The sequence below is a fragment of the Haloarcula vallismortis ATCC 29715 genome (genome assembly GCF_000337775.1).
GTDB lineage: Archaea > Halobacteriota > Halobacteria > Halobacteriales > Haloarculaceae > Haloarcula > Haloarcula vallismortis.
In genome coordinates this window covers 1-24330 of sequence record NZ_AOLQ01000015.1, presented here as the reverse complement: position 1 = coordinate 24330, position 24330 = coordinate 1, and the positions used below count along the sequence as shown (strand labels likewise).

General features: G+C 52.7%; 17 protein-coding genes. 10 read left to right on the top strand and 7 right to left on the bottom strand.

Annotated features, from left to right (window positions below; translation table 11 throughout):
* Positions 1–368: 368 nt before the first annotated feature.
* The 3 genes from C437_RS04965 to C437_RS04955 all read left to right on the top strand — a co-directional run bounded on the left by C437_RS04965 (position 369) and on the right by C437_RS04955 (position 4473).
* Entirely contained in the window at positions 369–2213 is a 1845-nt protein-coding gene (locus C437_RS04965) for a CARDB domain-containing protein (protein ID WP_139175311.1), read from the top strand.
* A gap of 381 nt (positions 2214–2594) precedes the next feature.
* Positions 2595–3437, top strand: coding sequence for a glycosyltransferase family 2 protein (locus C437_RS04960; protein ID WP_004515799.1), 843 nt, complete (start codon positions 2595–2597; stop codon positions 3435–3437).
* Positions 3438–3537: 100 nt separating this feature from the next.
* Complete coding sequence (locus C437_RS04955) at positions 3538–4473, top strand: DUF1616 domain-containing protein (RefSeq protein WP_049919617.1); 936 nt, start codon at positions 3538–3540, stop codon at positions 4471–4473.
* A 67-nt stretch (positions 4474–4540) separates the two neighbouring features.
* Here the strand turns inward: C437_RS04955 and C437_RS04950 are convergent, their stop codons facing one another.
* Positions 4541–5710, bottom strand: a complete 1170-nt coding sequence (locus C437_RS04950) for a glycosyltransferase (protein WP_049919616.1) — start codon at positions 5708–5710, stop codon at positions 4541–4543.
* A 266-nt stretch (positions 5711–5976) separates the two neighbouring features.
* On the opposite strand from C437_RS04950, the gene asnB reads away from it, so the two are divergent.
* The 7 genes from asnB (at position 5977) to C437_RS04915 (ending at position 16169) form a co-directional block, all read left to right on the top strand.
* Complete coding sequence (gene asnB, locus C437_RS04945) at positions 5977–7866, top strand: asparagine synthase (glutamine-hydrolyzing) (protein ID WP_241431637.1); 1890 nt, start codon at positions 5977–5979, stop codon at positions 7864–7866.
* Between the two features lie 130 nt (positions 7867–7996).
* Positions 7997–9187, top strand: coding sequence for a glycosyltransferase family 4 protein (locus tag C437_RS04940; protein WP_049919615.1), 1191 nt, complete (start codon positions 7997–7999; stop codon positions 9185–9187).
* A gap of 235 nt (positions 9188–9422) precedes the next feature.
* Positions 9423–11213, top strand: coding sequence for a glycosyltransferase family protein (locus C437_RS04935; protein WP_004515793.1), 1791 nt, complete (start codon positions 9423–9425; stop codon positions 11211–11213).
* Positions 11214–11277: 64 nt separating this feature from the next.
* Positions 11278–12234, top strand: a complete 957-nt coding sequence (locus tag C437_RS04930; RefSeq protein ID WP_004515792.1) for a glycosyltransferase family 2 protein — start codon at positions 11278–11280, stop codon at positions 12232–12234.
* Between the two features lie 375 nt (positions 12235–12609).
* A complete protein-coding gene (locus C437_RS04925; protein WP_241431636.1) occupies positions 12610–13542 on the top strand; it encodes a sulfatase-like hydrolase/transferase in 933 nt (310 codons plus the stop codon).
* Positions 13543–13615: 73 nt separating this feature from the next.
* Positions 13616–14797, top strand: coding sequence for a glycosyltransferase (locus C437_RS04920; RefSeq protein WP_004515790.1), 1182 nt, complete (start codon positions 13616–13618; stop codon positions 14795–14797).
* 70 nt (positions 14798–14867) lie between these two features.
* Positions 14868–16169, top strand: coding sequence for a hypothetical protein (locus C437_RS04915; RefSeq protein ID WP_004515789.1), 1302 nt, complete (start codon positions 14868–14870; stop codon positions 16167–16169).
* A gap of 45 nt (positions 16170–16214) precedes the next feature.
* Here C437_RS04915 and C437_RS04910 read toward each other — a convergent pair whose 3' ends face one another.
* The 6 genes from C437_RS04910 to C437_RS20830 form a co-directional block, all read right to left on the bottom strand.
* Positions 16215–17474 carry a hypothetical protein gene (locus tag C437_RS04910; RefSeq protein WP_004515788.1) on the bottom strand — a complete coding sequence of 420 codons (1260 nt, stop codon included), beginning with the start codon at positions 17472–17474 and terminating at the stop codon, positions 16215–16217.
* A 12-nt stretch (positions 17475–17486) separates the two neighbouring features.
* Positions 17487–19607: a carbohydrate-binding domain-containing protein gene (locus tag C437_RS04905; RefSeq protein WP_049919614.1), complete on the bottom strand. Its 2121-nt coding sequence runs from the start codon at positions 19605–19607 to the stop codon at positions 17487–17489.
* Positions 19608–20143: 536 nt separating this feature from the next.
* The gene (locus C437_RS04900; protein WP_004515786.1) at positions 20144–20644 is read right to left on the bottom strand and encodes a hypothetical protein; all 501 of its coding nucleotides are present in this window, start codon (positions 20642–20644) and stop codon (positions 20144–20146) included.
* A gap of 58 nt (positions 20645–20702) precedes the next feature.
* Positions 20703–22208, bottom strand: coding sequence for a lipopolysaccharide biosynthesis protein (locus C437_RS04895; protein WP_004515785.1), 1506 nt, complete (start codon positions 22206–22208; stop codon positions 20703–20705).
* A 239-nt stretch (positions 22209–22447) separates the two neighbouring features.
* Complete coding sequence (locus tag C437_RS04890) at positions 22448–23584, bottom strand: Gfo/Idh/MocA family protein (protein WP_004515784.1); 1137 nt, start codon at positions 23582–23584, stop codon at positions 22448–22450.
* Between the two features lie 514 nt (positions 23585–24098).
* Positions 24099–24330: hypothetical protein (locus tag C437_RS20830; protein WP_206537041.1), on the bottom strand; the 232-nt coding region annotated here is incomplete at its 5' end.

The following is a 24330-nucleotide window of genomic DNA, read 5'->3' as shown; positions in this document are numbered from 1 at the left end:
ACGAGCGCATCTATGTAGATTCGTCCGTGTCCTTCTTTTTGCTGGGAGCTGAACGTACAATCAAATACGGACCTCCCGCGTATGAGGAACTCCGCCGCATCAATTCTGGGACCGGGTAATAAGCTGATGCGCTCTCCGACGATTCAGTTTCCGACAGCCGTTTCATTGAGACACCGACGAACGGTATCAACTTACTACGACAGCGGCTAGACGCTCTCATTTCCATGGACGCGTCTGGTGGTAAACGAATGCTACCTGTTCTGGGATATATCCTGAAGAAATCCGCTCTTCAAAACTGATTGCAAAGAGCGTCTACCAGTGGGTATAGCGATCGTAACAATAATGAGTTGTAACTTATCTGCGTACACATGTCATCAATAGGCTATGGAAAATTAGTGATCGGGTGCGTTGCTGGAATGTTAGTTCTCGGAGGGGCTACGCTGGGGCTTGGAATCGGTGGCATCGCTGATATGCCTGCGGATTCCGAGACCACTGTGGATGAGGACCAACTGGAGATCAACACTGTGCAGTCTCCTGCCGAAATCCGGCCGGACGAGCCGTTGCGTGTGCAGCTTCGAATTACAAACGCGGGGTCGGAGACAACAACAAAACAGGTAGCGCTGCGCCTGAGTGGGGACGGGGACCAACAGTCTCCTGAAACAGTAAAACAGGTTGAGGTTTCGGCAACTGAACCGACGGACGTAACGCTAGCTATAAAACCTGAGCAACTCAATACCGGAGAGTACACGTACGCCGTCGCTGTCGGTGAATCGTCGTCTCTGGAAGCAACTGGTAATGTAGCCATCCTCACCCCGCCCACGTTTGTACTCGCTGACACCAGTGCAAACGCTACTATCGTCCGTGGGACGAACGCCTCAATCAGGGCAAACCTGACCAATATCGGTGCGTATCGCGGCGTCCAGACGATTCGGTTCGCTGTCGATACGGATCGAAACGGCCAATATTCAGATGCTGAAACCCTGAATGAGAGCACATACTCGCTTGCGGGCGGTCAGAGTCAGGTGAGCACTGCCACGGTCAACACTGATGACCTGACTCCAGATGAGTACCAATACAAGATCGCCACAGACAACGAAACAACGACCGGCACCCTCCATGTCCAGCAACCGGCGACGTTCCGGATACAGAACATGACTGCTCCAGCCAATGTAACGAGAGGTGAAACTGCTAATGTCTCTGTAGCTGTTGAGAACGTTGGCGATGTGAACGGTACCGACACCGTCACCCTCCGCAGTAATCTCACGAACACCACCTATTCGCGGTCGGTCTCACTTGCTGCTAACGAGACGACAACGATGTCCATTGGCGTGCACACGACGAATTTGAGCCGCGGGACGCACAACTATTCGCTTGGAACTGCTGACGACAGAGAGACAGTTTCCATGACAGTGGAAGATAGTTATTTCGAAGTGTCGGATCTAGATGGACCAAACGTTCTGTACATCGGTGATACGGCTGTATTCTCAGCGGACGTAACGAACACTGGTAACATAACTGGGACCCAATCGATCCAGCATCGCATCGACAGCGATGACGATGACCAACCGGAGGCCTATGGAGTCAATAGAAACGTCACGCTTGCACCTGGTGAGTCGACTCGTGTTCGGTTCGAAATTGAATACACTGTAACCGATTCGACAGATTATCCGGTAGAACCACTGAAACTGCAGGCGTACGTCTATGGTCTCTACTCAGACGACGCGCGTGCGTCAACAGCCATGTCAGTCAAGCCGTCATGGGCAAGGGGCCTTGGTGGGTCCGGCAGTTCCGACGGAAGTACCAGTGTCTCCGAGGGCGATCGCGCTTCGCTTGATGAGATAACTCAGGATAAGTACGGGCTCTACTATGATGAGGTGAGCAGTGAAACGAAGCGCCAGATCGAAGAGGTTCATGACCGTCAGCCGTTTGCGGACGGCCTTACGGCCACAGAAGTGCGAACGCGTGAGGAGATCGCCCGGCAAGAGTATGGGGCCGATGTGAAAGCTGGTGACAAATTTAATTTCACTGGCTTAGAAATCGAAACCCAACAGAAGGTCGAAGAAGACTTCGATGCACAGTTCCAGACTGATTCTGGTGACCGAATTGAGTCATGGGACGAGCTGGCCAACGACACCTACGGGACGTCGTACGAGAATCTAACCGCTAGTCGTCAGGAGAACATCAGAACGATGTATCAGGACCAATTCGAATAACCTCTCTCGCCCTCCTATCGTGGGAACCGACGTACACAGGCACTTTTGTATATTGACCTAACAAGATATTTATCAACCTGCAGCTCACTGTATATGACCGCTAACGCCAGAAAGTAAGGAATAACAATAGATCGATTTGTCTAACATGGCGGCAGAGAGGGCCCTATCGGTGACCGGTGAGTGCCCTACTACCGACCATGACTATCACTGAACCAGAGGTTGCTGTTGGCGCATGGGTCTGGCATGAAACCAGATCCGAGATGAGTAGCTCACTTGTCGATAGCTCTGTGTGCACCGTAGCGGCTGCCCTCCAGCAATGCAACCGTACTGTGCAACTTACAGAACCGAAGCGACGCCGCTCATTCTCAGGGGGGCGATAGCGTGTATAACGGTACGATAATCGGTGTTGTTGTTCCTGCGTACAATGAGGAGGGGTTTATTAGTGGTGTTATCGACTCACTTCCGGAGTACGTTGATCAGGTGTTCGTTATCGACGACTGCTCGACAGACGGCACGTGGACCGAAATCAAGGAGTACGTCGACACCGAAGTAAAACAGGCAGGTGTAACAGATGATTCGGCAGGTGAAATAGTTGTCGCCGACGGGGCAGGAACGACGATATCTGAAAGCCAGACGTTCCTCGACAAGCGGATCGTCCCGGTCCGTCACCAGACAAACGGTGGTCGCGGGGCCGCCATACAGACTGGGTACGAGCTCGCGCTTATGAGCGGCATGGATGCGATTGCGGTCCTCGATGGTGACGGTCAGATGGATCCGAACATCCTCGATGAGATCCTTGACCCAGTGGTTGAAGGAAAAGCTGATTATGCGAAGGGTAACCGCTTGATATCACGGCGTCACTGTGCTCAGATGTCCAATTGGCGGTTTTTTGGGAACGCACTACTTACGATATTGACAAAAATCGCGAGCGGCCACTGGAAAATGCGCGACCCACAGAACGGATACACTGCGATTTCCGCAACAGCGCTCGAACAACTCTCGCTGAACGATCTGTTTGACGACTACGGATTCCTGAACGATATGCTCATTCAGTTAGACGCTAATGGAATGACTGTTCAGGACGTACCGATGGAGGCTTTCTATGGCGACGAGTCAAGCGGGATCAGATACAGTTCGTTCGTTCCGAAGCTATCTCTTCTGTTAGTTCAGGGGTACATCTGGCGGTTACAACAAAAGTATCTCTCCCGAACAGAACCGGAGTAACCACTCAAGATGGGTGTACGTCGTTTCTGGTCCGGAAGCGACGCGATCAAACGCCGGTATGCAGTTGTTACTTATTACAGCGTAGGCGTGAGCGGAACGCATGGGAAGGTGGTCTGATACTCTGCCAGCGACTGTGGATTTGCTTGCTGCCGTTGGCTACACAGTGGTTGTACTCCTCGCTTCACTGTCGTCTCTCGACGGAGTCTTTCTCGCAGCCATCGCGCTCCCGTTCTTGCTCTTCGTTCCGGGTTATGCCGTGGTCGCGTCGCTGTTTCCCACTTGGAACTCGGAGTATGAGAATCACCGATTAATTGCCACCGAACGGCTACTGTACTCAGTTGCGGCGAGTATCTGTTTGGCAATCATCGTCGGAGTCAATCTTGAGTTCACACCGTGGCCGATTCGCCCAACACCAGTTATTACTGCCCTTGCCATCGTAACTGTGGTGACAGCTGGGATCGCATGGTATCGGCGCCACCAAAGGACTCCGACGGGCCTCGGCCAAGCCTCAATGCCTTCTGGAACCTCACAGGCAGCCAGTGGACGCTCCGACGGGGAGAGAATACAGTTAGGAACTATTGCTGTGAGTGTGGCGATTCTTGTCACGTTTGCCAGTGTAACATTGGTCGCGGCTCAGCCACAACGCGGCGAAGCGTACACAGAGTTCGGGCTGCTGACCGAGAGTGAGGCCGGCGATCTGGAGGCCAGTGGCTATCCCGAACAGATCGCGATGGGCGAGTCCGAACAGATGTATTTCACGGTCACCAACCACGAAATGGAGACAACTGAGTACGTCGTCGTCGTGCAGTTGGCCAGAGTCGCGCCGACAGGAGAAGTAACTGAGCGGACACGCCTCGATAGTTATAACAACCGGACTGCAACTGGAGACCGCTGGCTGCAACGTCACATGGTTACGCCAGTACTGGAAGGGGAGCGCTTGCGGTTGACGTATCTGTTGTACAGGGGTGGCCTCCCGGACCAACCCACAGCTGAAAATGCGTACCGTGAGACCCACATCTGGGTCGACGTAACGTGAGCTACCAACGACAAGAACCTGCAGGTCGGTCTTAGACAGTTTGATGATTATTGTAGGACAGGCCAACTCATGACTGGCTGAGCGGCTCGGAGCGGCTACCGAGATTATTGGTGTCCTCCACCGACACGAAGTTTCGAATAAACGCTTCGTACTGATCGATCACGGCTGCCGGGGCGAAATCGGTCGCACGCTCAACCAGCACATCGCTCGGGAGTGGATCGTCGAGCGTCGTCTGGATGGCCGCTGCAAGTCCTTCGTCGTCATCGACATCCACGAGTGGACCAAACTCACCGTCTTTGAGGATCTCTGCTGGGCCACTGGGACAATCGGTTGAGACGACTGGACATCCGCAAGCAAGTGCCTCGATGAGGACGGTCGGCAGACCCTCGTGGATTGAAGACATTGCGAGGACATCCGCATTCGCCATGTAGCCGTAGGGATTGTCGACAAAACCAGGAAACGAAACCACATCGTCGATACCTAACTCGGCTGCGAGCCTTTCGAGCTCGGTCCGCTTCGACCCACCACCGGCAACTATTGCACGCGTGTCCGGTCGAGCAGTATGGACCCGTTCGAAAGCGCGGAGGAACGACTCGAAGTTCTTCGCTCTCTCTAAGCGTCCGACACCGAGAACAACGTCAAGGTTCGCCGAGTCGGTCCAGGGATGATCCACCGACTCCCCTGCCTGCTCCTGTACCTCGGGGATTGGGATAGGGTTGTAGAGAACAGACACCTTCTCGCGGTCGACGCCGACATGTTCCACGACGCTGTTAGCGACACCTTCAGAGACGGCGACGAACTGGTCTGACTGATGGGCTAGATGACGCTGCAACCACTGGACAAATTTCTCTTTCGATTCCTCCTGCATCCCGAGCGTGGTATGTATTGTAGATATAGTGACGGTATCAGATCCAGACAGAACCTGTGAAATCATATGAATACTGTTAGCATATGTCATCTGTGAAAAAAGAATCTCAGGAGATCGTCGGGATAGATATCGGACCAAAGCGGGAACGCTTGCACCGATTCCTATCCCTGGAATCCGCCGCGTTCCGAGGTCGACAATATTTACATTCCCGCCGACATCGGACCGGAAATCCCCCTCGTTGTATGACACCACAAGATCTACCTCATATCCGCGCTTCGAGAGTCCGTTGGCGACAGAAACTGTCACACGCTCAGCACCACCGACTGTCAGAGAGGGAACAAAGAACGCTATTGGCCCAGTGTTTACCATCAGTTTCACAATCTGTGTGGGAGGGCTTGTTTATACTCACCTTACACCGATTCTCGGTGTGCATTTCTGACTCTTCGGCAGTGATTTGGTTGGTTCGAATCTCTCGAATCAGCTCGTCAGGTCGTATATTGGGTCGGACTGCCCTATGAGAGTGACACAACGAACTTGCAGACCAGACGTAGGTACCACAGAGCGGAGAATAATCCAGCTAACTCGTCCGTGTAGGGAGAGTATAATTTTGAGCACCGGTGTAGATTACGTGAGCAATGTGTGGAATCTGTGGTCAGTATCTTCGATCTGGCTCACCTGTAACTGATGATCTTGAACGTATGAACGATTGTCAGCGTCATCGAGGTCCTGACGATGACGGAATTTTTACAGATGGAAACGTCGGACTCGCACATCGACGACTCAGTATCATCGACCCCGAGAGCGGCGGACAGCCAATTCACAACGAGGACAGTACGGTATCCGTCATCTTCAACGGGGAGATCTATAATTACGGTCGTCTCAAAGATCAACTCATATCCGCTGGACACCGGTTTACCACTGAGACCGACACGGAAGTGCTGGTTCATCTCTATGAGGAAGAAGGTCCAAGTTTCGTCGACGAACTCGACGGAATGTTCGCGTTCGCTCTGTGGGACAGCGAGCGAAACCGTTTATTACTGGCCCGTGACCCGATGGGTATCAAGCCGCTCGTTCTCGCCGAAACGGACGACAAGCTTGCGTTTGCCTCCGAGCTCAGTTCCCTATTCGAGAGCGATATGGAACTTGGCGGCATCGACCGAGACGCACTTGCTCAGTACTTCGCATTCGGCTATATTCCGGCACCAAAAACGGCCTTCCGTAACGTCTCGAAGGTCCAACCCGGCGAGCGGATACTCATATCCGACGACGGTATCGACCGCGACAAATACCACGAGCCGTCGATCACTCCCCGTGACCCCAGTATTGACACCGCTGCCTCACACCTACGCTCGCTCATCGAATCGGCGGTCGAAAAACGTCTGATGGCTGATGTTGAACTTGGAGCGTTCCTCAGCGGGGGAATTGATTCGACGATAATCGTCGGGACGATGGCACAGTTACTCGATGAGCCGATAAAAACGTTTACCGTCGGCTTCGACCAAGATCGATTTGACGAGTCCTGGGCGGCACGAGAGGTGGCGTCTTTCCACGATACCGATCATCACGAGATCACGCTCACAGCCAATGACGTCCGCGAATCCGTGCCGGCTGTTCTGAATAAACTGGGGGAACCCTTCGCTGATCCGGCACTGATGCCGAGCTACGCTGTGTCTCGAGCCACGAAAAATAACGTCAAGGTCGCACTCTCGGGGGACGGTGCCGACGAACTGTTTGCTGGTTATGATAAGTACCGAGTTGAGTCCCTGTCAAAATACTATCGAGCGCTGCCATCGCAAATACGAAAATACGCCGTTGAACCGGCTGTGAATGCGCTACCAGCCTCGCGTGGGACTGCAATCGGCGACGCCGTATACAAAGGACAGTGGTTCATAAACCGAAGTGGAGAGCGATCGGTTCCCGAACGTCATTTCGATTTAATGCGTGTGTCCGATGACCAAGCTATCCAGTCCGTCACGAACGTTGACCCAATCGAAGCTGGGCAGACCACCCTCCGGACACAGCACGCCGCGATATCGCCCGAACTGACTGATCAGGCAAGTCTGGCACGGATACAGGCTGTTGACACCCGCTTGTCGCTCCCAGATCAAATGCTCACAAAAGTTGATAAGGCCAGTATGTACAATTCTCTTGAGGTACGTGTTCCGTTCCTCGATACTGATGTTGTTGAGTATGCACTCAGTCTCCCAACAGATCACAAACTAACTGGCCGTGATCGAAAACGCGTGCTGAAACGAGCCTTCGATGATGTGCTGCCGGAGTCTATCTTACAGCGAAGCAAGCACGGGTTCGACATGCCGATCGGTGAGTGGTTCAAACACGAACTCGCTGACGAGTTCATCTCGATGGTCCGTTCTACCGATCTGGGAATTCTCGATACCACTGCGGTTTTAAACCTATTCGAAGAGCATCTCAATGGAAACCACGACCACTCGCGGTTCCTCTGGACGGTATACGTTTTCAAACACTGGGCTCTGCGCATGCAAGAACAGGGAGTCCTCGAATAGGCAAACGAAGTCAAGGTCCAATGTGATCGCACGCCTCAATTTGGTCTCGCGAACCGGTTATAGAGGCGTATTACTCAAAAAATCGGACTATTAACTATACCCGTCTACCTGTAATGATTGGCCGAAATAAATGCACATACTCCGGGTCGCGCAAGATATCTTTCCTGAAACCGTCGGTGGTGCGCCATATCACATACATGCCCTGAGCCGCGATCAGGCTGCGATGGGCCACGAGGTCACCGTCTTGACTGTTTCGGACGATGTCGAAGAGCGGGTGGTCACTGATCAGAACGGGTACACTCTGATCAAACAACCGCCGAGGATAGAGCTCCTCGGCAATCAAATCTTCGCCAATACTGTTCGTGATTTGCGTGGTGTGGAAAACTACGACGTGGTTCATACCCACTCTCACCTGTTTTTCTCGAGTAACGTGGCCGCACTGTACTGCCGAATGGCTGATATCCCAGTTGCAATCACATGCCACGGCCTCAACTCACAACGAGGTCCGTTCTGGTTCTCGCGTGCACACCTGCGTACGCTGGGCAAGTGGACATACGATTCGGCCGATGTCACGCTTTGTTACACCGATGTCGAGCAATCTAAACTCCGTGATCTCGGTGTCGACGCTGACATCGCGGTTGTAAACAACGGAATCGATACCAGCCGCTTTACACCTACTGGACGAGATTATCCCCGTATCGCGAACCAGAGCGGTCAGGCAATTGTATTTGTCGGCCGCTTAGTCGACGGGAAGCGGCCCCAGGACGTATTAGATGCGTTCGATACGATACGAGATCGGTGTCCAGACGCATCGCTGTTTTTCTGCGGCGATGGCCCGCTTCGAGACAGTCTTGAATCGACGGCCGCTGATAAAGGACTCACAGATGCTGTGGAATTTCTGGGCCGTGTCCCATATCAGCAAATGCCCTCGGTATTCCGAGCAGCGGACCTCTTTGTCCTTCCGAGTCGGACTGAAGGGTTTCCACGGACAGTTATCGAAGCGTTAGCCTGTGAAACACCAGTCGTTGCCAGCAATCTTGAGCAGACCTCGGAAATAATTAACCAAACTGGAGAAACAGTCCAAGTCGGCAATGCTGAGGGATTCGCGACAGCGATTGTTGATTTACTTAGCGACCAGCACCGTCTCTCAGAACTCGGAGAGCACGGTCGAGAAATAGTCACGACGCGGTACAACTGGGAAGAAACAGTGCGAGCAACGACACAAATACTGGGCCAAGTGGCTGAAATCGGCGACTCTGTGATTCAAGAAAAAACGGAGTCAACCAGCAGCCCCACGCCCGTGATTAAGGACGAACTCTGAACGAATGACGTGTCGAGGCCCGACTGGTTCAGGTTGCTCAGTTCTATGCCCCTGTCGTACTTCGATAAAACAATCGATATTCAGTCTCAGATGGTTTATTGACGCTGCCCGTGGCCTGAATTCGATGAGAGTGATAGCCTCAAACGCGTTAGTTGCTGATTACTTAATATCTACTGTACATAAGAGTGCGAAAGACGTTGATATCACGCTGTGTGGCAGGTCAGAAGGGCAATAAATGAGTCACGAGACTAATCTTGATCAGGAGTCGTTTGACAGCTTTGAGTTCGCCAACCGCGACATACAGGAATATCTGGTCATACTCCTATCCGGTATTCTCGTCCTCGAGACCGTACTCTTCCTGTCCATCCAACCGGTAACCGGATATGAAACCTCGCTGGTAGATGGACTATCCCAGCTATTCTGGTTCGCTTTCTATTCGGTCCTGATTGGTGGAATATTGACACTGATAGCAGCAGCTATTACGCAAACGAGGTACTGGCGACACGGTCTTGGCCTCGTGCTTTCAAACTACGCGCTGTATTTCTTTCTGCCGAAAGCCCGCGGTTATCGGTTCTATGGACAGGGAACGGCAGACGCGTTGCAACACTTCGGCGACGTCAGGGCGATTCTGGAAACCGGCTCACTTCCGGGAATCTGGTACCCAGGCGAACATGTGTTGATGGCCGAGATGGCAATGCTAGGTGTCCCGATGGACGCGATGCCATATCTGGTAGCGTTGCTGTTTACGACGCTCCAGATTATCGGAATCGGGGTCCTTGTGAAGACACTCTCTGATAAACGAGGGAGTCTAGCGGCTGGATTAGCAGCTGGCAGCACGCTCCTGTATACGACCTTCCATCTCTCAAACCATCCGGCGATGAACTCATTCATGATCGTCCCAGTTCTCCTTACACTTACAGAACTGTATCGACGGAGCAACGACAATGAGTATCTTCTATTGATTCTCCTATTTGGTCTGTTTGTCATCTACTCGCATCCGATGACAACCTTGTTTATGTTGGGTATACTACTGTTGACTTCGGTTTATTCCGGGGTATTCGGACGACTTTCCCTGTCGTCCACCCCGCAACTCAGCCCGCGACTCGGCGTGGCCTTCCTTCCGCTCCTATTCGCTTGGCTCACCAACTTTGGCCAGACTCGTCAGGCTATAATAAAAGTCGTTGCGTCGCAGGATAACGCGAATCCAGCGGCTAGAGAGGTGCAGCGAGCGGGGTCCGTCCAGTTCTCCCCGGTGGAACTCGCTGAAAAATTCGTTACGCTGTATGGCTCGACCACAATTTACTTCGCTATCGCTGGGTTATTCGTCCTTTTCACCCTGTACTGGTTTCTCTCCAAGGGGATGCAGTACGAGTGGGGCTTTGGCTCAGTTCACTTTGTCGCGGGGATCGGTGTCGCGGCGACCTTCCTCTTGGGCAATCTTATCGTAAAAGGAATAATCAGAGTAAATAGATACGCACTCCTGTTCGCTGCAGTTCTTGTCGGACTGGCGCTTATTAATAGCGCTGTCAGGCGGCGCTCAGTAATCACGGTTTGCTTGACGGTGCTCGTGCTTTTGAGCGCCTGTCTCGCTGCAAATGCAGCCTACGAGCCAAACCGTCACATGACCTACGCAGAGTATGACGGGTCTCAATTCATGGCAACAAATATCGATGAAGGGGTTCCTATTCATGCAATGGATACGTCACACAAGATGGAAGCGTTCGTCTTGGGTACAAACCATCCGCGCTACTACCCTCAGAGTTTCGGTGTGGATAATAACTTGCCACGGAATCTTGGCTACTTTAGCCCGGATGTTATTGCATCTGACACATTCGGCCGAGGCTACGTCGTCACGAAGACACACGATGTCAAACAGCACACTGCTTCGTATTATACAAAAGACCAACAGGAGTATCTATTCCGTTACGATGAAGACAGTCTGGTGAGGATGCACAACGATCCGACAGCAAACAAGGTTTACGCCAATGGTGGGTTCACTGGCTGGTCTGTGACGCCCCAAAATTAGCCAGCAGCGTGACGCATAGCCAGACACTAACTTTACTTTGATACCCCAAACCACCACCAGCTATATGCCAAATCCGCTCGTTAGCGTTGTCCTCCCAACATACAAACGGCCGGACAAGCTTCGGAGTGCAGTACGGAGCGTCGCAGATCAGACGTACTCAAACATCGAACTCATCGTTGTAGATGATCATTCTCCGCAACCAGCAGCCGATACACTTGCTGGAGAGTCACTAGAGGGTATCGAAATCAACTGTGTCCGTCATCAAGAGAACAGAGGTGCGAACCAGGCACGGAACACAGGAATTCAACGGGCAGACGGGGAGTACATCGCGTTGTTAGATGACGACGACGAATGGGACCCGGAGAAGATTGCTCGACAGACCTCCGAGATGGAAGAAAGCGCTGACAGCGTCGGCGTAGTCTACACTGGCTGTGAGTATGATTACGGAGACTACACACGAGAGGTTATCTTTACAACCGAAGGGAACGTGACAAAGGATCTCCTTTTAGGTGAGTCATTCGGTGAATTCTCGACACTGATGGTCGCGACAGACATTATCCCACAAGCCGGCCTCCCTGACGAGCGGTTTCCCAGCTGGCAAGATAGAGAGTGGCTGATACGACTCTCGTTACACACTGAGTTTCGCGTAATCACGAAAGCATTGACACGCCGAAATTGCCCCCAAAGTGCGGACCGAATCAGTAACAACTACACTGAAAAACGAGACACCTCCTACCCGCTGATGGTCGAGAAACATCGGGCGCTCGCTGCGCGGTACGGACGAAAATATGAGCGGGCTTTCCTCGCGTCGCTGCTGTTCACTCTCGGACAGGAAGCGCTACGCGCCAGAGCATACTCCGATGCGAGAACACAACTACTTAAATCAGTGTATTACTGGCCGTTTCGAACTGACAGGTGGATGTTCGTACTCGCTGCGCTCGGGGGCAGATTCAGCTACAAACCGGCAAAAAGCGCAATGAAGACTCTCAACTCGATTAAAAATGAAGCAATTACGAAATGAGACGCTCTAGATAGATGCTCTGCATAGCCCTTTGGTAGTGTTTTTACCCGCTGCTTCATACTTCGTAGGGGTGTCTTTACTATACTGTTGTAGTAGCCAACCTCTGGTAGTATGGATTTCGACGTAGAGAACGTCCTGATATATGTTGACGACGCTGTCAGATATAACGCAATTAACGACGATCTCGCGAAGCTCGGGCAGACCCACAAGACCGTTGCAGCATCAACACACACGCCCACGTCGTTTGGGAGTCTACTGACTGGGCTATTGCCACCGAACAACAACATCCACAGTTTCAAGCATTCTGTACCCGTGAACGTCCGCTCAGTATTCGATATTGAGAGCCACGGAGTTTCAATAGCTGCTCAAGGCGGCATGAACAACAGTATTGCGGAGATGTTTGCTAATCCCCCGCGAAAATCGATTAACGACATCGAGCCCCCCTTTGTCCACGTTGCGCGTCGTCCCGGTGGCCACGCGCCGTATAACGGATTTGACTGGGACGACTACGAATACCGCAGCGAGACAGCTCTTGAATACCTCTGGCGCGTATCGTCAGACCCGCACACGGCGCGAGAAGACTACTACAACGGTGTCGACCGCTCGTTCGAAGAGTTCAAGAGCGTACTTCAGACGCTCGAACGCAGGGGGCTTCGTGAAGATACCCTCGTCATCTATACCAGTGACCACGGCGAGGTACTCGGAGAATACGGGTACTTCGGACACACACACCTTGCGACGCCTGAAGTCGTTTACGTTCCGACATCGTTCATTCATCCGGATCTGGCGCCCTCTGATGAGAACGGGCTCTTACATCATGTGGACATCTTACCGACGGTCGCGAGTGCGATGTCCTCCAAACCTGATTTCGGTCGGGTGGATGGAAACAGAGAAGGAGAGGGTCGGACGACTGGGTACACACATCTGAACCACATTCGCTACGGCTCGTTACCGGGACCCATTGAGAAAGTCGTCAGTCTCACTGGCGGGTTTGAGCGGACGATCAAGAGCCTCTGGGACGAACATGGTGGTCACACGTTTGTCGACGGGCACAAAACGACGTCATCGATCATCTATCTGGCACTGCTACTGCAGAAGCCCTTCGGACGACAGGTCTTCCACAACAAGAAGATTCGAGACTCATATCGTCGATTCACCCCGGGACATCAGTCGTATGGCAACCCACAGTTTACCGCGGAGGAAGCGCGGGCGGATATCGCGGCCATCCTCTCCGGAGAGAGTGAGGAGGAAGTACGTGACATCGACGAAAGCACGACAGAACAGCTCGAAAACATGGGCTATCTCTGAGTATGATCGTTCGCATGAACACGGAGTACACGCTCCATCGCAATAGCACACAACCAAGCGGAGTAATACAGGAATGACAGCGGAGCGTACGACCCTCTGGTACTTCATCGGCGCGCTTGTCGTCGGTGGTGCCGAGCGCACACTTGTTGACCTAGCGAATGAGGTCAATGGAGACGAGTATGACGTCACCATCTGGACAATATTTTCTACGAATCCGCTTGCGACAGACCTCTCACCGGACGTCACCGTTCGGTCGCTGACGGACGCTGGTCGTGTTGCGAATGGGGCGATAGATGGAGTCGAAAGCCCACTCGTCTATTTGTTCGCCCCGCTCAAGTTCTGTCTCGTCGCCCGCCGTGAACAACCCGACCTCATACAGTCGTTCCTTTTTTACGACAACGTAATCGCCAGGATCGCTGGCGTGTTCTGTTCTGCAACCATTATTACCGGCATTCGAGAAGTCCCTAATGAGGAACCGTTTGTCCGCCGTACTCTCGACCGGATGACGATATCACTCTCACACGCTATCGTTTCGAACTCCACAGCGGGACGGGAATACGCCATTGAACGTGGTGCAGACGAAGAAAACGTGGCGGTGGTCTACAATGGGCGGGACGTACAACAGTATCGGACAACAGACCCGGCGAACCTGCGATCAGAGCTAGACATCCCGACGGAGGACACTGTCATCGGAACCGTCGGTCGTCTTGTTGAGCGGAAAGGACACTTTGATCTCCTCGATGCATGGCCAACTATCGTCTCCGAAATCCCCGACGCACATCTTGTTTTCGTCGGTGATGGGGCCGACCGAGAGCGGATGACGGAACGAGTCGATTCACTCGGCTGTGCTGATTCAATTCATTTCCTCGGCACTCGACAGGATGTTCCAGCAATTCTCGGCTCGATAGATGTCTTCGTCTTCCCCTCTCACTACGAGGGGCTCCCAGGTGCAGTGATCGAAGCCATGGCTGCTGAGCTTCCAATCGTCGCGACACCTGTAGACGGGACTAGCGATCTGTTGGAGAATTACCGGACGGGGTTGTTCGTCGACGTACAGGCACCCGACGAAATTGCGTGGGCGACTATCCGCCTACATCAGCACCAGTCCCTTGCCGAAACGCTCGGAACCGCCGCAGGGCAGCGAGCGGCGAGCGAATTTACGACTGAATCGATGGTCGACGGCTTCGAGAGAGTGTATCGGGAGCTGGAAAAGGGCCCTGAAGAGACCGTCTACGCACAACCGCTGACCGAGTAATGGCTCCCCCGAAATTTTATTTGGAGAGTAGCATCAGTATATTTTACTTGGTTTGTGTAAAGTGATCGATATGGCTAAAGAGACGCCGAATCATAGCTATCAGCGTCCGGATCGTGGAACACAGGACTGGCATATCCCGCTGAACGAAAATTTCTCTCGCATCGACACGGAAGTCGAAATCAAGGATGCTGCAGAAAACTTGGACCAGTATCAACCGAAGGCGGGTGCCAAGTTCCTCGCAACAGACTCGCGACGTATCTTTTTTGGAGACGGGGAGGAGTGGCTGGAGTTCGGTAGCGCGGCAGGACTCGCTCGCTCGGTCTCACTTGGCGAGAACAGTGGGAGAACCACAGTAATGAGTGACGGAACGTTCATCGCTCAACCGGGGCAGCTCCAGGATGTTATCGATACCGCATCTACTGGATCTGAGTTCGGGCAGGCTCCTGCACAGACCGTCAAGATGGTATCCGGTGAGACGTACGAAGTATCCGAGACTATCCGTCTAAAAAGAGGTGTCAGACTGGAGTGCAATGGGGCTAAAGTAGTTCCGACAGGTGATTTCAACGTCTTTGAGCTCGCCCGTGATACCGTTCTCATTGACCCGTTTGTCGATACCCGCGGCAAAAGCTGGAGTTCGATACAGGTCGTTATCGGTCCTCAAAACGCACAAAAGTTGGATACAGCCAACCGCGCTTGGGTGAAAGACGCATACCTCCTTGGAGATACAGGCAAGGGCATCGGCATACAGTTCCGTGGTGGTTCGAAACCCTGCTCGATGCAGACCGCAAACGGAACCATCGATGGGTTTGACCGGGCCATAGATTTCTACGCTACCGGTGAGAACCGTGATTCACAGGGCGACTGGTCGAACGGGAACCAGTTCTGGGGACGGATACAAGATTTCCGGATCGGGATTAGTATGCGGTCGGACGGTGCGGAGGTAAGCGGAAATACCGTTCGCGTCCAGACTCAGCCCGATCCAGAGGTAAGTGAATGGCTCTGGAAAATGGCGGACGATCCACGTGAGTCCCGAGACGATAATATATACATGATGAAAGGCAATACGGTAATGGCATATCCCTGGGACGTATCCTCGTTCAAGCGGAACAACTCATACTATTCAGAGAGTGATCGAGATGCACCATTCTGGTTTATCGGACGCGGTCGCCGGTATGGAAACTCACTTGTGGATATGAGCGGGGCGCGAGGAAACCAATACGTGCTCAACAATTCAGATACACCAGACAGAAATGGTATCTTTACTGCACACGGTGGATTTGTCGTCGGGACAACGGAATACGAGACAAACCCAGCTTACCAGCGAAATGACAGCCGAAATTGGCACCCTCAGTCGCGCAATGAGAACAAGTAGACCGCTATATCGCACGCTATGATGGCATAGCGAGTCCTACGAGGGTTAGTTCTTCGAGTCCTCGTGCCACATCCGACTATCGCTGTTCCGCTGGTACGCAGGCGGGTGTGAGAACTGTCTGGTGCCGGTGACCTTCCCACCGTGATAGGTGAAAATCCCGTTCCGATCTGGGTAGTCCGAATTGTTGACGATGTACTGGTTCCCCAGCTTCCCGGACTGGTCAACGAGTGAATTGCCGTAGTTTATTCCTTCGCCGATATACCATAGCGGCGGCTTCCGATCGTCGCTCTCGGCGAACGGATTGTTGTCCATGTAATTGTTGTTATCCCACGGATACACCATCATGGTATTCCCGGACTTCCGGTACATATTGTCGTCTCGCTCGCTGTCAGAGCGGGGATCGTCCTCCATGTACCACAGCCACTCGCTCACGTCGTTGTCGGGTTGGACCATCAACTTGAAGACGTTCCCCGAGACTTCAGCGCCCTCAGAGCGCTGGTTGACGCCAACGCGGAAGGCCTCTAATGAGCCGTAGAACTGGTTCCCGTTCGACCAGTCGCCCTGTCCGCTGTAATCGTCCCCGTTGGCATAGAGGTCAATTGCGATATCGAACCCGTATATTGTTCCGCTAGCGATCTGCATCGAGCAGGGTCTCGTCCCGCCCAAGAACTGCAGTCCGATGCCCTCCCCGGGAGTGCCCCAGAGATAGGCGTTTTCAACGGTTGCGCGGTTCGCCAGTTCAATCTTGTCTGCGTCCGGTGCGCCGACGACGACCTGTGTCGAGTTCCAGCTAACAGACCGGGTATCAATGAACGGATCGATGAGCTGTGTCCCACGGTACATCTCGATGACGTTGAAGTCGCCTTCCGGAATAATCCGAGCACCGTTACACTCGAGTCGGACGTTCCGTCTCAGCTTGATAGTATCTGACGGGAAGTAGTTCTCCCCGGAGACGAGCTTTACAGTCCGGCTCGGGCCCTGTGCCCATGTATGTGACTTCGACGCCTGATCGATTACGGACTGTACTTCGCCCGGCGGGGCGATGAGCGAACCGTCGTCGGCTTCAGAAACTGAATCATCGGATGAACTGAGGCTCCCGACGCGGTTCCAGTTGGTGCCGTCGCCAATGTATACTGTGCCGGTATCGGTCGCTAGGAACTTCGACCCTGTCTTCGGTTCGTACTGACTGATGTTAGACTCAGCGTCCCGGAGTTCGACGTGATTGTCGAGTTTTTCGAAGTTTTCGTTAAGCGGTACGTGCCAATCGAGCGTGCCCTCCGCGGGCGTGTTGTATCGTTCTGCCATTGATCTAGTGTGTTATTGGGTACCCCCGTACCCATCCATTCCGTAGCCTTCGCTGCCGAAGTCGTCAGTATCTGACTCGGTTGCAGTCTCGGTTTCTGTTGCTGTCTCAGTTTCAGTTGTTGTCTCCGTCTCTGCCGCTTCATTGAATTCGAACCAGTTGAAGTCAATGCCGGAGCCGATTGCCTTCACTTGGATGACGTGAGTACCACTATCCTGAACCGTTACGTCAGGGAGGGTTGCTGTCTCCCATGCTGTCCAGCCACCGGTATTTGGCACATCTACTGTCCCAAGTTGCTCACCGTCGAGGCTGAACTGCAGTTGCCTGGTATCGCGTGTCGTCGCAACGCGGACGTTGATGTCGTATGTTCCGGCCGGCACCTCAGCGGTATATTCGAGCCATTCGCCGTCCTCGAAATACCCGACGTTGTACGTCCCGGAACTGTCCTGCGTTTCCCGGATATCGACGTCAGAGCCCCGATAGCCGAGGTCGTACTCATTACCAGCAGTGGTATCATGATACGACACGCCTTCGCCGCCTAGGTCGTATGCTTGTGATTGTATCCTGCCGGGAAGCGTCGGAACGTCGTCGAATGGTTGGTTCTCAGCGATTTCGAACTCAGCCCAGTTGAAATCGATACCTGATCCGACGGCTTCGACCCGAAGCACCTGTTGTCCGTCAGCATCGATGGTAACATCTTCTAACGTGGCAGTCTCCCACGTCGTCCATCCACCTGTGTTGGGAACGTCGATGGTTCCTAATTCTTGATCGGCGAGGTAGAACCTGAGTTGCCTATCGTCTCGCGTTGTTGCAACGCGGGCCCTGAGGTCATACTGACCAGGCGAAACATCGACAGAGTATTCGAGCCACTCGCCGTCCTCGAAGTAACCGATGTTGTACTCACCGGTGCTGTCTTGTGTCTCTCGGATGTCGACATCGGTGTCACGATAACTGGTGTCGTACTCGTTCCCAGCGGTCGTATCGCTGTATGATATTCCTTCGCCACCTGTGTCGAAATTTTGTGCCTTGATGCGTCCGGGAATCGTGACTCGAGTCCCATTGTATGGTTTTTGAGTCTCGATTTTCTCGAATTCGACCCAATTGAATTCTACACCGGAATCCAGTGCTTCGACGCGAAGCGTCGATTGCTGGTCGGATTCGATTTCGATGTCTTCTACGGTGACTGTTTCCCACGAGGTCCAGTCGCCCGTATTGGGGACCGTAACAGTTGTGAGGCTACGATCTCCAATAGACAGTTCGAGTCGCCCGTCAGAAAGTGCCGACGCCACTCGGACACTAATATCGTACGTTCCAGATGTGGCATCGATTGTGTACTCGAGCCATTCTCCGGCCTGGAAGTAGCCGATGTTGTACTTTCCGGACTCGTCTTCGGTCGGCCGGATATCAACGTCAGTATCTCTGTTTGCGGAACCGTAGATATTTCCACCAGACGTGTCGTGGTACGCCTCGCCTTCGCCACCGATGTCGAAGTTCTGCGCCTGGATACGGCCGGGAATAGCTCTGACAGACCCTTCATACGGTGACTGAGACTGCGTCGTGCTATCCGTTGAAATGGTCAGTGAGTAATCGCCACCGCTTCGACCGATGTCCATGACTTGCAGGTAGTGTGTGCCGCTGGCCGAGAGCGACTCCGGGAGGTACACCGGTGCATCCGAACTCGCGTACGCCTGTGAGAGTAGCTCCCCGTCGGGGTTGAACAATCCGAGCGCAGCAACACCCGTGTCTGTATCCGGTGTGAATTCAACCGCCACGTCTTCGCTGTCGGGTCTGAACGCAAATAGATCAGAGGAACCAGGAGACAGTGTTGTCGAGAGTGGGGAATCGATACTGAGGCTGCTGATCGAACGTGCCTTAGTGGCGTCTTCGGCTACCTTCGAAACATCGACTGCGGTGAGCTGTGTCGTAACTGCAGGCTCACCACCGTAGCCGACTGTTGCTGCTGACCCTCCCGTGGTAGGACCTCCTTTACCGGCACATCCTGCCAAGGAAGCAACGGCAACACCTGCCAATTTCATGCACGTGCGGCGGTCTACGACGGTTGTTCCCGTCGTACTACTATCATCTCGCGATACGTCACCACTGTCGTGCGAGCGATTCTGTTCTTCGTTGGTCACACTTCGGTAATCCCTATTTACTATTTTATCCCTTGTTACCGGTTGAGTTTTGTTTACATGATTTTTTACTCATAAGCTACTTTTTTGCATACCAGATTTTAAGAGAATCTTATGATTGAAATTGACATCTGAGAAATTATTCTTCATTTAGCACCATTGTACTGCGGTGTATCTTGGATGTTAAGATGATACTACCGTTCCATATCGCCTTCATTTGCGGCTATCAGATTCGTTCTGTGATGAATAAATAGGCCTATATTACAGAGTCTTGTTTCAGAGACCACGTCACCATCTGCTCAGGTTGTCTTGTGGATTCAAGATACTCAAGGTGTTCTCGAGGGGTTCATAATCTCTATCAGTCCGTCTGATAGTCGTGGTATTCTCAGCAATGATTAACGAATGGCTGCCGTTCCCGTGTCTACCTGCCAATCGTAGGGACTCCTGGAGTACATTCAGTTCAGTGGCCGTCCCCATGAGATATCTCATGCAATGCGTATTCTCGCGAGCTGAGTGAGTCGCTCCCGTAGAGTCCCTTCTCACTCCGCCGTTGGGTCTTCGACACCAACCTGACACCGACGTTGCAGCGCCTCCTTCTCGTCTGCCAGACACGACAACGAGATGATGGTGTCTCTGTTCAGGAGAGATGTCTGAAACGAAATGTGGTTACCCACCGCGACCCCGCTGTAGAGAGCTCTTGATGTCCGGTATTCTTCCAATCCGGTCCGGCCAAATATATTGAGGCTACCGCCGTGGTGGGCCACAGTGATGTGGAATCGTAAAGTGTCGTACGTTCCTCGAAGCGAAGCTGCGACCTCTGTGGATATCTCTCTGGGGGATTGTCCAAGCTGGCCCTCGTGCTCGGATGAAACAGTCGTCCCATCATCGTCAATGGAAGCGATCTCAGTCGTCTCCCCCTCAGCGATTCCGATGAACCGTTTTTCAACGATTTCACCTTGATTTACGAGCAGCATCTGATCCAACCAGCGACCGCCCTGTAAAAACGGAAGGACGCCAGCAAGCATTGTTCGACGCTTCATCGCGCTTTCCCTCTCTGTTCCCCGAACCGACTGATCTGGATTGCCTGTCTCATTTTGATCACGCAAACGTATCGAATATTGACTCAAGGTTCTGCTTGACTTCCCAATTGAAGCTAAACATGAGGGCCAAAGCTAGGGCCACATATACTCCGATACCGACCAGAACTATCAGAATAAACTCCAGTACCGGCGCATTGAGAGTCACCGTCTGATAGACGTAGGTCACTGCGGCTGCCATCCCAAGACTTGCTGCCAGTGGATAGGAGACCTCTCTGAGCACTCGAACCGGAGACGCCTCAATTGTTCGGGAAATCAGATAGACGTCTATCGGCATCATTGGGAAGATATAGATCCCCGTAATGAGGGCTGCGGTACCCTCAATTCCGTACAGCATCGTGGCCGGGTAGATGAATATAGCAATGAGAATCACACGTACAGCGGAGAGTTTAGCGATATAGTCCGGTCGTCCAACCGCCTTCCAGACTGGTCCCATCGTCGCACCCATCGAACGCAGGAGCCCGTAGATAGCTAGCAACTGCATTACTGGAACCATTGGCTGCCATTCTGGGGTAAAGAATGCTGCGACAAATGCGGGTGCGACCGCCGCAATACCCACCGCCGCTGGGAACGATGCCAAAGTGGTCATCCTGAGTGTCCGGAAATATCCCGATCGGAGCTTCTCGACATCTTTTTGAACTTTCGAATACGCCGAAAACGTCACACTGGAGATCGTCTGTGTGATTTCGGTCGCTGGCGCGTTCGAGAGCCGGTAGGCGAGTTGGTAAAACCCCAGTGCGCTCGCCATGAGCGCCCAGCCGACAAATGCGTCGTCTCCTCTGCTGTACAGGAAATACAAGATGGAATTGGCAGTCATCCACTTCCCGAAACTGTAGCGCTTCTTCGCAATATCGAGGTCAAAGGCAGGCCATGGTCGGTATCCGTCCGCGATATACGAGACGAGAAACCGAGCGGCGTCGCCGGCGATATATCCGATTGCCAGTGCATAGACGGTTGGATCATACAGAGCTATGCCTACGGTGACGACGAAGTATGCCACCGCACCGCTGACTCTGTAGACGAACTCTTTGTGGAAATCTAGACTCTTCTGAAAATAGACGACAGCAGGGTTTCGTAACCCAACAATGAACGGCGAGAGAGCGATGACCCGAAATAGGTTGGTCGCAGCAGGTTGGTTAAACAACGAAGCGATAAACGGAGCCCCGAAGAACAGGATCAAGGCGATTACTGTCCCTCTAGCTGTCTCGATTGTCCAAGCCGTGTCGAGTTCGTCGTCAACGTTGTCCTTCTCGGCCTGTATCAGTGCGGACTTGATGCCCAACTCTGAGAATTTCTTGAGTGAGGATAGCGTCAGCAGCGCAATCCCCATCAACCCGAATGCACGTGGAGATAACAGTGAAGCGACGATGATCAGTAATAGCAGCTCTAAACCCCGTTCAGTGACGTTCATTGCGCCGACCCAAACGCCACTTTTTACAACTTGCTCCATGACATCGTCACTGGCTGGGAGCAGCCGTTTTATCAACCGTTTCAGTTTATCTAGCATTGTCGTCCGAACTCCCCGTCACGTCTGTGGCGAGCTAATATAGTAGATCGACTGACGGACACCAGTGCGTTCTGCCCACTCAATACTCTGTATTGCTGTGCCTGCATAGACTCTCCGTTGCTACACACTTCGGATACCATCTGTTTGTTATGAACGGGATAACTGCAATACGGCTGAACTATCAGGCCCCCCTTGACGGTGCCTCTAGACCGGCTATAACTGGTCAAGTATACTGGATTTTACTGATTGTCAGCTGTGAGTACTTGTCCGCTTTCGACCATTGACTCCAGCGGGTTGTCGTTGATCTCAAGCGGGAAGTCAACTCGTCCGCACCGGCGAGCGGACTCCCAGCATCCGAATATAAGCTCGGTCGCTTGCAGTGCATTATCTGCTGAAAGTTCAGGTTCACGACCTGTGGAAAGCGCGTCGACGGTATCTGCTATGGCACGGTCGATATAGCTTTCCGGTCTTGCGCTTTCTACGGTGGCTCCCGGCATTCGAGCGCTGATTTTCTGCTTTGCAGCGTCGAATATTGTCTCGTTAGGACCATGTACGTCCTCTCCGTCGGTGTCGATTGTTTTCCAGCTTTTCCCAGTTCGGATCCGTAGAGGAACCTCGCCGCCAATTTCTATGACTCCATTTGTACCCAGCAGTCGCATATGACAGTCGACAATTCCACCGTCCCCTGTTGATGCAAGCCCGTTGACACCGTTCGTATACCGCCACTGTGCGATGGCCTGATTCTCGTTATGAGCCCCAAACTGTACGTTTTCCTCGCTGTATTCGATCCCAGCCATCACCCATTTTGCCATCGCTTGATCAGTGAAGTACCCACAGAGGTCAAACAGGTGTGACCCGTAGTCGAACAGATTCTTCCCACCGAGCTCGATTCGCTCTAACGTACCTATCTTCCCGTTTTCAAGCAGCGATTTGGCCTTCCGGAACGGCTTTCCGAATCTGCGTTGATGATTGAACGTGAGTTGGATGCCGGCCCGCTTACACGCCGACACCATTGTTTGACAATCTTCCCATCTTGTTGCCATCGGCTTTTCGCAGTGGACCGCGTCCATTACCCCACTTTCAGCACACGTCGTCACGACAGGTGCGTGAATATGAGGCGGAACACAGACACTGACGATGTCGGGTTCGACAGCATCAAGCATCTTCTCAGTATCCGTGTAAACGTTTCCGTCCGGGAGATCCCATCGTTCACCGAAGTTTTTCGCATTCTCTGGGACGACATCGGCACAGGCGGTAAGTTCACATGAATCTAAGCGCCTGTACGCGCTTGCATGTCTATATGCCATCGCGAACCCGTCGGTATCCGGGTCGTCCGGATCTGCACCAGTCCCAATGACTGCGACAGTGTACGTCATCGATTGAGAGTGGGACAGTAGCCTCAATAGTAGTAACCTCGTACTGTTCACTCAGACAGCCTACAACGACCAACTACTCTCGCAATATGACTGTGACAATATTTGGGATTATATCTTGTTTATTAGTATTCGGCCATCTTATGTAGTTCTAAAACAGACACGGTGTATTATATGAGTGCTAACCACTCCGATCTTGTCGGATCTAATCAGAACATCAGATCAACGACTAAGCATATGTTCAGTCGTGAACTGCCCACGGTCCGTTCCTGATCAAACTTCTCTTGCCAACCAAACCAGTCAACGTTTACTTCCAGTGATCTTTGCACGCGTGGTATCTGGGGCCCTGTCCGTTCTACATGGTGATCAATGACCGGCTATGGTACAGCAGCTAACAGTATGACGTGTTTACTAAAACGCTCTCCGTCACTGGACTCCTGTTAATGATGGACGAAAATAGCCGCCGACATAGGGTAGCTACAGGAGCAAGAAGGCTTACACCACCGTACTGATGCCTTCAGATGAAGAAATCAAAACCACGGGGTCGAGGCAGGCCACCCGACGGACCATTCTTGCTCTTGTCGCGACTGGAATTTCGTTTGTTGCTGCAGTGCTTGTAAAGCGGGAAATTTTGTATCGTGGGTATGGTGGGGGCGGTTATGGTGAACAGAGCTTTGGCGAGTAATTTCTCTGGACTTTCGTCAAGGAAAGAACTGTGAACAGTAGCTGCCAGCCTGTCTAAATCCAAC

Excerpts from the sequence above, each read along its gene's own strand:
- C437_RS04890 (WP_004515784.1), bottom strand. The coding sequence starts at position 23,584 with ATGACGTACACTGTCGCAGTCATTGGGACTGGTGCAGATCCGGACGAC.
- C437_RS04900 (WP_004515786.1), bottom strand. The coding sequence starts at position 20,644 with ATGAAGCGTCGAACAATGCTTGCTGGCGTCCTTCCGTTTTTACAGGGC.
- C437_RS04950 (WP_049919616.1), bottom strand. The coding sequence starts at position 5,710 with ATGGTAAACACTGGGCCAATAGCGTTCTTTGTTCCCTCTCTGACAGTC.
- C437_RS04935 (WP_004515793.1), top strand. The coding sequence starts at position 9,423 with ATGAGTCACGAGACTAATCTTGATCAGGAGTCGTTTGACAGCTTTGAG.
- C437_RS04930 (WP_004515792.1), top strand. The coding sequence starts at position 11,278 with ATGCCAAATCCGCTCGTTAGCGTTGTCCTCCCAACATACAAACGGCCG.
- C437_RS04910 (WP_004515788.1), bottom strand. The coding sequence starts at position 17,474 with ATGGCAGAACGATACAACACGCCCGCGGAGGGCACGCTCGATTGGCAC.
- C437_RS04915 (WP_004515789.1), top strand. The coding sequence starts at position 14,868 with ATGGCTAAAGAGACGCCGAATCATAGCTATCAGCGTCCGGATCGTGGA.
- asnB (WP_241431637.1), top strand. The coding sequence starts at position 5,977 with ATGTGTGGAATCTGTGGTCAGTATCTTCGATCTGGCTCACCTGTAACT.
- C437_RS04940 (WP_049919615.1), top strand. The coding sequence starts at position 7,997 with ATGCACATACTCCGGGTCGCGCAAGATATCTTTCCTGAAACCGTCGGT.
- C437_RS04965 (WP_139175311.1), top strand. The coding sequence starts at position 369 with ATGTCATCAATAGGCTATGGAAAATTAGTGATCGGGTGCGTTGCTGGA.
- C437_RS04895 (WP_004515785.1), bottom strand. The coding sequence starts at position 22,208 with ATGCTAGATAAACTGAAACGGTTGATAAAACGGCTGCTCCCAGCCAGT.
- C437_RS04925 (WP_241431636.1), top strand. The coding sequence starts at position 12,610 with ATGAACAACAGTATTGCGGAGATGTTTGCTAATCCCCCGCGAAAATCG.
- C437_RS04955 (WP_049919617.1), top strand. The coding sequence starts at position 3,538 with ATGGGAAGGTGGTCTGATACTCTGCCAGCGACTGTGGATTTGCTTGCT.
- C437_RS04920 (WP_004515790.1), top strand. The coding sequence starts at position 13,616 with ATGACAGCGGAGCGTACGACCCTCTGGTACTTCATCGGCGCGCTTGTC.